The organism is Serratia sp. 506_PEND, assembly GCF_001076875.1.
In the GTDB taxonomy this organism is placed as follows: Bacteria; Pseudomonadota; Gammaproteobacteria; order Enterobacterales; family Enterobacteriaceae; genus Serratia; species Serratia marcescens.
Map to the genome: position 1 here is coordinate 1 of NZ_JVEL01000384.1, position 9,394 is coordinate 9,394.

The 9,394-nt window shown below is 60.2% G+C and carries 12 protein-coding genes; 6 read left to right on the forward strand and 6 right to left on the reverse strand.

The annotated features are described in order from the left end of the window. The first annotated feature begins 126 nt into the window (after positions 1 to 126). The 4 genes from nrdH (at position 127) to nrdF (ending at position 3,877) form a co-directional block, all read left to right on the forward strand. A complete protein-coding gene (gene nrdH, locus ADK28_RS13090) occupies positions 127 to 357 on the forward strand; it encodes a glutaredoxin-like protein NrdH (RefSeq protein WP_004928934.1) in 231 nt (76 codons plus the stop codon). 9 nt (positions 358 to 366) lie between these two features. After that, positions 367 to 771 carry a class Ib ribonucleoside-diphosphate reductase assembly flavoprotein NrdI gene (nrdI, locus tag ADK28_RS13095; protein WP_048795848.1) on the forward strand — a complete coding sequence of 135 codons (405 nt, stop codon included), beginning with the start codon at positions 367 to 369 and terminating at the stop codon, positions 769 to 771. Beyond that, positions 753 to 2,897: a class 1b ribonucleoside-diphosphate reductase subunit alpha gene (gene nrdE / locus ADK28_RS13100; RefSeq protein ID WP_075202073.1), complete on the forward strand. Its 2,145-nt coding sequence runs from the start codon at positions 753 to 755 to the stop codon at positions 2,895 to 2,897. The genes nrdI and nrdE overlap by 19 nt, the downstream gene beginning before the upstream one ends. Before the next feature lie 8 nt (positions 2,898 to 2,905). Continuing rightward, a complete protein-coding gene (gene nrdF / locus ADK28_RS13105; protein ID WP_048795849.1) occupies positions 2,906 to 3,877 on the forward strand; it encodes a class 1b ribonucleoside-diphosphate reductase subunit beta in 972 nt (323 codons plus the stop codon). A gap of 43 nt (positions 3,878 to 3,920) precedes the next feature. On the opposite strand, the gene ADK28_RS13110 is transcribed toward nrdF, so the two are convergent. The 4 genes from ADK28_RS13110 to ADK28_RS13120 all read right to left on the reverse strand — a co-directional run bounded on the left by ADK28_RS13110 (position 3,921) and on the right by ADK28_RS13120 (position 5,572). Then, positions 3,921 to 4,208: a type II toxin-antitoxin system RelE/ParE family toxin gene (locus tag ADK28_RS13110; protein ID WP_033639548.1), complete on the reverse strand. Its 288-nt coding sequence runs from the start codon at positions 4,206 to 4,208 to the stop codon at positions 3,921 to 3,923. Next, on the reverse strand, positions 4,208 to 4,495 hold the full coding sequence (locus ADK28_RS13115; RefSeq protein ID WP_033639547.1) for a CopG family ribbon-helix-helix protein: 288 nt from the start codon (positions 4,493 to 4,495) through the stop codon (positions 4,208 to 4,210). Before ADK28_RS13115 ends, ADK28_RS13110 begins: the two co-directional genes overlap by 1 nt. A 77-nt stretch (positions 4,496 to 4,572) precedes the next feature. Then, complete coding sequence (locus ADK28_RS30080) at positions 4,573 to 4,767, reverse strand: DUF1289 domain-containing protein (RefSeq protein WP_060445239.1); 195 nt, start codon at positions 4,765 to 4,767, stop codon at positions 4,573 to 4,575. Between the two features lie 64 nt (positions 4,768 to 4,831). Then, complete coding sequence (locus tag ADK28_RS13120) at positions 4,832 to 5,572, reverse strand: SDR family oxidoreductase (protein WP_033639546.1); 741 nt, start codon at positions 5,570 to 5,572, stop codon at positions 4,832 to 4,834. Between the two features lie 102 nt (positions 5,573 to 5,674). Here ADK28_RS13120 and ADK28_RS13125 point away from each other — a divergent pair, with 102 nt between their 5' ends. Beyond that, entirely contained in the window at positions 5,675 to 6,568 is an 894-nt protein-coding gene (locus ADK28_RS13125) for a LysR family transcriptional regulator (RefSeq protein ID WP_048795850.1), read from the forward strand. 12 nt (positions 6,569 to 6,580) lie between these two features. Here ADK28_RS13125 and ADK28_RS13130 read toward each other — a convergent pair whose 3' ends face one another. Beyond that, on the reverse strand, positions 6,581 to 7,525 hold the full coding sequence (locus ADK28_RS13130; protein WP_048795851.1) for an MBL fold metallo-hydrolase: 945 nt from the start codon (positions 7,523 to 7,525) through the stop codon (positions 6,581 to 6,583). A 206-nt stretch (positions 7,526 to 7,731) separates the two neighbouring features. On the opposite strand from ADK28_RS13130, the gene ADK28_RS13135 reads away from it, so the two are divergent. Then, positions 7,732 to 8,703, forward strand: a complete 972-nt coding sequence (locus ADK28_RS13135) for a patatin-like phospholipase family protein (protein ID WP_033639543.1) — start codon at positions 7,732 to 7,734, stop codon at positions 8,701 to 8,703. 98 nt (positions 8,704 to 8,801) lie between these two features. On the opposite strand, the gene ADK28_RS13140 is transcribed toward ADK28_RS13135, so the two are convergent. Further along, positions 8,802 to 9,394: 2-hydroxycarboxylate transporter family protein (locus ADK28_RS13140; RefSeq protein WP_048795852.1), on the reverse strand; the 593-nt coding region annotated here is incomplete at its 5' end.

Here is a 9,394-nt window from a genome sequence, read left to right on the forward strand (position 1 = left end):
TATAGTATTTTATCTATCAACCGCAGGGACCGTTGTTCGGTTGATAACGCCGTCAGAAACGCCAGGAACGATGCTCCGTTATCTGACTTGTCCGCCTTTCCTTCAGCCTAAAGGTAAATGCGAATCATGAGCATTATTATTTACAGTAAGCCGGACTGTGTCCAGTGCAACGCCACCTATCGCGCATTTGATAAACAGGGGATTGATTATCAGGTGATCGACCTCACCCAGGATCAGCAGGCGCTGAACCACGTTAAATCCTTAGGTTATCAGCAAGTTCCGGTGATTATCGCCGGTGACGATCACTGGTCCGGTTTCCGGCCGGACAAAATCGGCGCGCTGGCGCTCACCTGCTGAGGCTCGACGATGAATCCGCTGGTCTATTTCTCCAGCAGTTCGGAGAACACCCACCGATTCGTTGAGAAACTGGGCCTGCCGGCGATCCGCATTCCGATCGCCGGCGCCCGCAGCAAATTGCTGGTGGAACAACCCTATATCTTGATCGTACCCAGCTATGGCGGCGGCAGCGCCGTCGGCGCGGTGCCGATCCAGGTGATCCGCTTTCTCAACGTTCCGCAAAACCGTTCATACCTGCGCGGCGTCATCGCCGCCGGGAACACCAACTTCGGCGCAGCGTACGGCATCGCCGGCGACATCATCGCCAAAAAATGCCAGGTGCCTTTTTTGTACCGCTTCGAGCTGCTCGGCACTACGCAAGACGTTGAAAACGTTAGACAGGGAGTAACCGCATTTTGGCAACGACAGAATTGACCAGGCCCGAGACGGGCGCGCTGGATTACCATTCGCTCAACGCGATGCTCAATCTTTACGATGCGGAAGGCCGGATCCAGTTCGATAAAGATCGGCTGGCGGCGCGGCACTACTTCCTGCAGCACGTCAACCAAAACACCGTGTTCTTCCATAACCTGGAGGAAAAGCTGCGCTATCTGGTGGAAGAAGGCTACTACGAGCCGCAGGTGCTGGCGCAGTACGAATTCCCGTTTATCAAGCAGCTGTTCCAACAGGCCTACGCCAAGAAATTCCGCTTCGAGACCTTCCTCGGCGCCTTCAAGTACTACACCAGCTATNCGCTCAAAACCTTCGACGGCAAGCGCTATCTGGAACGCTACGAAGACCGGGTGTGCATGGTGGCGCTGACGCTGGCGGCGGGCGACACCGCCCTGGCGCAGGATCTGGTGGAAGAGATGATTTCCGGCCGCTTCCAGCCGGCCACGCCGACCTTCCTCAACTGCGGCAAACGCCAGCGCGGTGAGCTGGTCTCCTGCTTCCTGCTGCGCATCGAAGACAATATGGAATCGATCGGCCGGGCGGTGAACTCCGCGCTGCAGCTGTCGAAACGCGGCGGCGGCGTGGCCTTCATGCTGAGCAATATTCGCGAGGTGGGCGCGCCGATCAAGCGCATCGAGAACCAGTCCTCCGGCGTCATTCCGATCATGAAAATGCTCGAAGACGCCTTCTCCTACGCCAACCAGCTCGGCGCGCGCCAGGGGGCCGGCGCGGTGTATCTCAACGCCCACCACCCGGATATCCTGCGTTTTCTCGATACCAAGCGGGAAAACGCCGACGAGAAGATCCGCATCAAAACGCTGTCGCTGGGGGTGGTGATCCCGGATATCACCTTCGAGCTGGCGAAGAACAACGAAGAAATGTACCTGTTCTCGCCCTACGACGTCGAACGGGTGTATGGCGTGCCGTTTTCGGAGATTGCCGTCAGCGAGAAGTACCGCGAGATGGTGGACGACAAGCGCATCCGCAAGTCGCGCATCAACGCGCGCGAGTTCTTCCAGGTGCTGGCGGAGATCCAGTTCGAATCCGGCTACCCCTACGTAATGTTCGAGGACACGGTCAACCGGGAGAACCCGATCGCCGGGCGCATCAACATGAGCAACCTGTGTTCGGAGATCCTGCAGGTCAACCGCGCCAGCACCTATCACGAGGATCTGAGCTACGATCGCATCGGCAAGGATATCTCCTGCAACCTCGGCTCGCTGAACATCGCCAAAACCATGGACGCGCCGGACTTCGGCAAGGCGATCGAGACCGCGATCCGCGCGCTGACCGCGGTGGCCGACATGAGCGATATCCGCTCGGTGCCGTCGATCGCCGAAGGCAACCGCAGCGCCCGCGCCATCGGTCTGGGCCAGATGAACCTGCACGGTTACCTGGCGCGCGAGCGCATCTTCTACGGCTCGGAAGAAGGCATCGACTTCACCAATCTCTATTTCTATACCGTGGCCTATCACGCCATCCGCGCCTCTAACCGGCTGGCGATCGAGCGCGGCGGCGCCTTTGACGGCTTTGAGCACTCTCGCTATGCCAGCGGCGAGTACTTCGACAAGTACACCGAGCGCGACTGGCTGCCGCAGACCGAGCGGGTGCGCGAGCTGTTCGCCGCCGCCGGCATCGCCATTCCGGGCCGCGACGACTGGCGCGCGCTGCGTCAGTCGGTGATGATGCACGGGCTGTACAATCAGAATCTGCAGGCGGTGCCGCCGACCGGCTCCATCTCGTACATCAACAACGCCACCTCCAGCATCCATCCGATCGTCTCGCGCATCGAGATCCGCAAGGAAGGCAAGATCGGCCGCGTTTACTACCCGGCGCCGTACATGACCAACGACAACCTGGCGTATTACCAGGATGCCTACGAGATTGGCCCGGAAAAAATCATCGATACCTATGCCGCCGCGACGCAACACGTCGATCAGGGGCTGTCGCTGACGTTGTTCTTCCGCGATACCGCCACCACCCGCGACATCAACCGCGCGCAGATCTACGCCTGGCGCAAAGGCATCAAGACCATTTACTACATCCGCCTGCGCCAGATGGCGCTGGAAGGCACCGAGGTGCAGGGCTGCGTGTCCTGCGCGCTGTGAGGCAACTTATGACGACCGTAACATCGGCGCCGCTGGTGCGCGCCATCAACTGGAACATCATCGAAGACGACAAGGATCTGGAGGTATGGAACCGCTTGACCTCCAACTTCTGGCTGCCGGAAAAGGTGCCGCTGTCCAACGATATCCCCTCCTGGGCCACGCTGACGCCGAAGGAGCAGCAGCTGACCATTCGGGTATTTACCGGGCTGACGCTGTTGGACACCATCCAGAACACCGTCGGCGCGCCGGCCCTGATCGCCGATGCGCTGACGCCGCACGAAGAGGCGGTGTACTCCAACATCAGCTTTATGGAGGCGGTGCACGCCCGCTCTTACAACTCAATCTTCTCCACCCTGTGCCAAACGCCGGACGTGGACGACGCCTATCGCTGGAGCGAGGAAAACCGCGCGCTGCAAAAGAAAGCCGGCATCATTCTGGCGCACTACCGCAGCGACGATCCGCTGCTGAAAAAGGTCGCCAGCGTGTTCCTCGAGTCGTTCCTGTTCTATTCGGGCTTTTACCTGCCGATGTATTGGTCCAGCCGCGCCAAGCTGACCAACACCGCCGATCTGATCCGCCTGATCATTCGCGACGAGGCGGTGCACGGCTACTATATCGGCTATAAGTTCCAGAAAGGGCTGGAGAAAGTGGACGCTGCGCGGCGCCAGCAGGTGAAAAATTTCGCCTTCGACCTGATGCAGGATCTGTACGACAACGAGGTGCGTTACACCGAGGAGCTGTACGACGGCGTCGGCTGGACGGAAGACGTGAAGACCTTCCTGCACTACAACGCCAACAAGGCGCTGATGAACCTGGGGTATGAAGCGCTGTTCCCGCCGGCGATGGCGGAGGTCAACCCGGCGATCCTGTCGGCGCTGTCGCCGAACGCCGACGAAAACCACGACTTCTTCTCCGGGTCAGGGTCGTCCTACGTCATCGGCAAGGCGGTCAACACCGAGGATGAGGACTGGGATTTCTGAGGACATGACAGCGATGCCGGTCTTTCAGGCCGGTATCGTGCATTCAATACCCTTGTTCTTTCTGACTGCGGATCGCCAGAACAAACGCCGTATCGATATCAGGAATGTATTTGTAGAGCGCCAAATAACCGCGAGCTTGCTGCCCAATAATCAATTCACGCAGCCCTGCGCCAAGGGACCGTCCGATCAATGGATTATGTTCCAATACCGCAATTGCCTGGATGATTTCCTGAATGCGCCGCCCTGAATCCGCAGCGCCATACTGAGCCAAATGAGCGAGAATACGTTCGATATCATCCCTGACCTCTGGCGCCAACTCGACATTTGCCATCAGCGCCCCAATTTTTTAACCGGAGGTTTGACAGCGGCAGTATCACCCGCTGCGTAATTTTCCAAATAACCGCGCATCTCTTTCCAAGAGACTGTCTCTCCCGTCGCAATTATCTTGGCATAGCGTTTTTCCGCTTCATTCTCAAAGTCACGGCGCAACTCTTCCTGCTGCGTTTTCTCCGCTATTGCCTGCAAAATAAAGCTGTGAGACGTGACGCCAACCTGCTCGGCGACGGCAGCGACTCGGGCTTTAAGCTCATCTGGAATACGAATGGTCGTCGTCGACATAATCGCTCCTAACGTCGGTCAATCACATGTAGCTCAATTGTGCTACATGCAGTCTGGCAGCGCAATAATGTAGAGGATTATTTCACCGATTGACGCAGCTCAAGCCGCCGCCAAATAGCGCGTTTCTCCGTGTCGCTGGCGGTCGGCCAGGCGGCGATCTCCGCCCGCGTGCGCCGGCATCCGCGGCACTGCTGGGTTTCGTCGTCGATCCGGCACAGGCTGACGCAGGGCGATCTGACGCCAGGATGGGATTGCTGAGTGTGGCCCGCCATACGTTGCCCTTGATGTGATATGTTCCGCCACAGGATACCCGATCCTGCGGCGGCGCGTCGCCAATCAGATGATGCCGCCGTTGGCGCGCAGGGTTTGGCCATTGATCCAGCCGCCGTCTGCCCCGGCGAGGAAAGCCACCGCCGCGGCGATATCGTCCGGCGTGCCCAGACGTTCCAACGGCGCCATCTTCGCCAGCCGCTCGATAAGCTCCGGGGTTTTGCCGTCGAGGAACAAGCCGGTGGCGGTCGGCCCCGGCGCGACGGCATTCACCGTGATATTGCGGCCGCGCAGCTCTTTCGCCAGCACGCTGGTCAGCGCTTCGATCGCCGCCTTGCTGGCGGCATACATGCCGTACCCCGGCTGCAGCAACCCCACCACGCTGGAGGAGAAGTTGATGATGCGGCCGTTGTCGCGCAGGCGCTTCGCCGCCTCGCGCATCGCATTGAAGCTGCCTTTCAGGTTGATGTCGAGCAGGCGATCCGCATCTTCATCACGCATGTCCGCCACCGGCGCCAGCGCGATCACCCCGGCGTTATTGACCAGCACGTCGACGCCGCCAAACGCCTGTTCGGCGCTATCGAACAGGCCGGCGACCGCAGATGCATCGCTGACGTCGGCTTTGACGCTCAAGGCGCGGCCGCCGCGCTGTTCAATCTTGCGCATCAGCTCATCGGCCGGCGCCGGGTTGCCCGAATAGTTGATGATGACGGTGAAGCCATCGGCGGCCAGACGCTCGGCGATGGCCGCGCCGATGCCGCGGGATGCGCCGGTGACGATGGCGACGCGTTGAGTCGCGTGATTCATGGATATCTCCTCATCGGGTTAATGTACAGTCATCATGCACCTTTCGGCACGGCGAATAATCCCCTATTCTTCGTTATCACTATCCGAAATAAACGAACAATTATGGACAGAATCGACGCCATGCGCCTGTTCACCCGCGTGGTAGAACAACGCAGCTTCACCCAGGCGGCGCAGGATCTGAACCTGCCGCGATCCACCGTGACCGACGCCATCAAACAGCTCGAAGCCCGGCTGCAGGTCAGGCTGCTGCAACGCACCACCCGCCACGTCAGCCCGACGCTGGACGGCGAAGCCTACTATCAGCGTTGTCTGAGCATTCTGGCGGACATCGAAGAAGCAGAGATGGCGTTCGCCGGCGCCAAACCGCGCGGATTGCTGCGCATCGACGTGCACGGCACGCTGGCGCGCCATTTTCTGTTGCCCGATTTGCCGGATTTTTTGGCGCAATACCCGGATATCGAGCTTTATATGAGCGAAGGCGATCGGCTGGTGGACGCGCTGCGGGAAGGCATCGACTGCGTGGTGCGCGTCGGCAAACTGCGGGACAGCGACATGGTGGCGCGCCGCCTGGGCGAGCTGGAAGAGGTGACCTGCGCCGCCCCGGCCTACCTGCAGCGCTTCGGCACGCCGCAAAGCCTGGACGATCTGCGCCATCACCGCATGGTGGGCTTTCGCTCTTCGGCGACCGGCGCGCTGATGCCGCTGGCGTTCACGGTGGCGGGACAAGCGCAACCCGTCACGCTGCCGGCGACGGTGTCGGTCACCGCGGCGGAGAGCCTGGTCGCCGCCGCCCGCGCCGGACTGGGCATCATTCAGGTGCCGCGCTATCACCTGCGCGGCGATCTGGCCGACGGCAGCCTGTTGCCGCTGCTGCCGGATTGGCCTTCTCCTCCAATGCCGGTCTCGCTGCTTTATCCGCGCAACCGCCAGCTGTCGCCGCGGGTGCGCGTGTTTCTCGACTGGTTCAGCCGGGTGTTCGCCGAGCGGAACCGATAACGAGAGCGGGCGTTACAGCGCGCCGTAGTTCAACGGCACCCAGGTGTAACCGTCGCCCTGGCGGTTCAGATACCCCAACCCCGGGAACGACAGGTGTGCGCCGCCGACCAGTTCGCTCTGCCGCGCGCTGTCGCCAAATATCCGCAGCCGCTGAGCGACAGCCGCCTTGGCGTCGCTGTCAAAGCTGATAGCCACCTTCGGATGCGGCAACTGCACCGCCGCCACGTGGATCAGATCCCCCAACAGCAACAGCTTCTTGCCCTGGCTGGTCACCTGATACACGCTGTGCCCCGGCGTATGGCCGTGGGCGGCGAAGGCGGCAATGCCCGGCGACAGTTCACCGTCGCCGCTGAACGGCTTAAAGTGGCCCATCGCCTGGTATGGCTTGATCGCCGCCTGGGCCCGTTCGAAGTTGCTTTTACTGCCTGCGCTGGCCTGTTTCAGTTGGTCCGCGCTCAGCCAGAAGTCCGCGTCCTGGCTGCCGGCGCGCACCACCGCATTGGGGAATACCGCCTTGCCGTCGTGCGTCAGGCCGCCGAGGTGGTCCGGGTGCATGTGGGTCAGGTAGATCTCATCCACCTGCTCCGGCTGGTAGCCCGCCGCGCGCAGGTTATCCACCAGCTTGCCCAGGCCGTCGCCCAGCAGTTGGCCGGCGCCGCTGTCGATCATCACCAGCTTGTCGCCGGTATTGATCAGATAGGCATTGACCGAGGTGACCACCGGCAGGCTTTGATGCCGCTCGGCCAACCCGGCTGCGATCTGCTGCGGCGTGGTGTTCAGCAACAGTTTGTCCGCCGGCAGGCGAATGATGCCGTCGGATAACGCGGTCACTTCAAAACTGCCCAGCATGATGCGGTAAAATCCCGGCGTCGGGGTTTTGGCCTGCGGCGCGGCGGCCCCGGCCTGTAATGACATAACGGCCAGCGCCGCGCCCAGCAGACAACGTTTCCAGAACATGATGACTCCTTGCGAGAATTGAACAGCGCTAAGTATTGACGCAAAAAGCCCGATGCGCCTGTTTAATAAATGCCTTTGATAAATATATAAACAATATATTTATTATGAATAATTTTGTTTGCCGACTCACACAACCCCAATCAATATTTTCCGGTTCGCGCCTTGGTTATTTTTCTTACTCCCTAAATCAAGAGTGAGGAAATATCATGAACTATCAATTCGAAAATCTGGTCTTTGAAGGCGGCGGCGTAAAAGGCATCGCCTATGGCGGCGCGCTGGAATTGCTGGAAGCCAAAGGCATCATGCCGCAGATCAAGCAAACCTCCGGCGCCTCGGCGGGCGCCATCGCCGCGCTGTTGGTCGGCCTGGGCTGCAGCTCGGCGGACGTCACCAAAATTCTGTCGGCGATGGATTTTAAAAAATTCCTCGATTATAACGGCGGTTTTTTCGGTACGATCCAGGACGCCTATCGCCTGTTCAATCAATACGGCATCGCGCCCGGCGATTATTTCTATCAATGGTCACGCGATATTATCAAGCAATATACCGGCAACCCGGATATCACCTTCGAGCAGTTCGAAGCGATGAAGGCGGCGAAAGGGTTCAAGTCAATTTACTTTATCGGCGCCAACCTCAACAGCGGCCAACGCGAAGTTTATTCGCACCGCACTACGCCGCGCATGAAAGTGGCGGACGGCCTGCGCATTTCGATGTCGTTCCCGTTCGCCTTCGTGGCGAAGAACAATACCCTGGGCGACCTGTGCATCGATGGCGGCATGATCGACAACTACCCGGTGCGGCTATTCGACTATGACTTCTCCGCCACGCCGCCTTACATCGACGTCTCCAGCCAGCGCATCAACACCCGCACCCTGGGCCTTCGCCTGGACTCCGCCGGCGAAATCGCCCAGGCCGCCGGTCAGGCCGGCCCGCGCACGCCGGTCAACAACCTGTTTGATTTCACCCTGGCGGTGGCCAACGTGATGCTGGACATCCAAACCAAGGTGCATCTGGACAGCGACGACTGGAAGCGCACCGTGTATGTCGACACGCTCGACGTCGGCACGCTGGAGTTCGGCATCAGCGAAGAGAAGAAACGCGCGCTGATCGAATCCGGCCGACGCGGCGTAGAGCGCTACTTCGCCTGGTACGATGCCGCCATGAAACAGGCGGCATAACCGGCGTTCCCCTTGCCCGCGCGTCTGGCCGGCGCGCGGGCAAAAAAAATCCCCGCGGGGGCGGGGAAAGGCAAAGTAACGCTAAGGATTTATAGGAGTTATACGAAGAACTTGGCCAACACCAGCAGCGACAGCGAGACGTTGATAGCGCCCCCGATACGCGTAGCGATCTGGGCGAACGGCATCAACGACATGCGGTTGCCGGCGGTGAGGATCGCGACGTCGCCGGTGCCGCCCTGCCCGCTCTGGCAGCATGAGACAATCGCCACGTCGATAGGGTGCATGCCGATTTTCTTGCCGACGAAGAAACCGGTCGCCACCAGCGCGCTGACGGTCGTGACGATCACGATCAGATTCTGGACGGTGAACGCATCCACCAGCTCCTGCCACGGCGTGATGGCCACCCCGACCGCGAACAGGATCGGATAAGTCACGGCGGTGCGGAAGAATTTGTACACCACCTGCGAGCCTTCCTGAATGCGCGGCGATACCCCGTGCGCCAGCTTCACCGCCACGGCGGCGAACAGCATGCCCACCGGCGCCGGCAGGCCAATCAGGCGATGCAGCAGCATGCCCACCATATACAGCAGAATAGCCAGCAACGCGCCGCAGGCGATAGTGCTGACGTCCACCTTGCCGCTGATTTTTTCCACCGCGTTCATGCCGCTGTCGCCCTGCTTGCTCGGCATCA

What these genes read in the sequence shown, in the direction of transcription:
- ADK28_RS13135 (WP_033639543.1), top strand. Translation starts at nt 7,732, where the DNA reads ATGAACTATCAATTCGAAAATCTGGTCTTTGAAGGCGGCGGCGTAAAA.
- nrdI (WP_048795848.1), top strand. Translation starts at nt 367, where the DNA reads ATGAATCCGCTGGTCTATTTCTCCAGCAGTTCGGAGAACACCCACCGA.
- ADK28_RS13115 (WP_033639547.1), bottom strand. Translation starts at nt 4,495, where the DNA reads ATGTCGACGACGACCATTCGTATTCCAGATGAGCTTAAAGCCCGAGTC.
- ADK28_RS13110 (WP_033639548.1), bottom strand. Translation starts at nt 4,208, where the DNA reads ATGGCAAATGTCGAGTTGGCGCCAGAGGTCAGGGATGATATCGAACGT.
- nrdH (WP_004928934.1), top strand. Translation starts at nt 127, where the DNA reads ATGAGCATTATTATTTACAGTAAGCCGGACTGTGTCCAGTGCAACGCC.
- ADK28_RS30080 (WP_060445239.1), bottom strand. Translation starts at nt 4,767, where the DNA reads ATGGCGGGCCACACTCAGCAATCCCATCCTGGCGTCAGATCGCCCTGC.
- ADK28_RS13120 (WP_033639546.1), bottom strand. Translation starts at nt 5,572, where the DNA reads ATGAATCACGCGACTCAACGCGTCGCCATCGTCACCGGCGCATCCCGC.
- ADK28_RS13130 (WP_048795851.1), bottom strand. Translation starts at nt 7,525, where the DNA reads ATGTTCTGGAAACGTTGTCTGCTGGGCGCGGCGCTGGCCGTTATGTCA.
- ADK28_RS13125 (WP_048795850.1), top strand. Translation starts at nt 5,675, where the DNA reads ATGGACAGAATCGACGCCATGCGCCTGTTCACCCGCGTGGTAGAACAA.
- nrdF (WP_048795849.1), top strand. Translation starts at nt 2,906, where the DNA reads ATGACGACCGTAACATCGGCGCCGCTGGTGCGCGCCATCAACTGGAAC.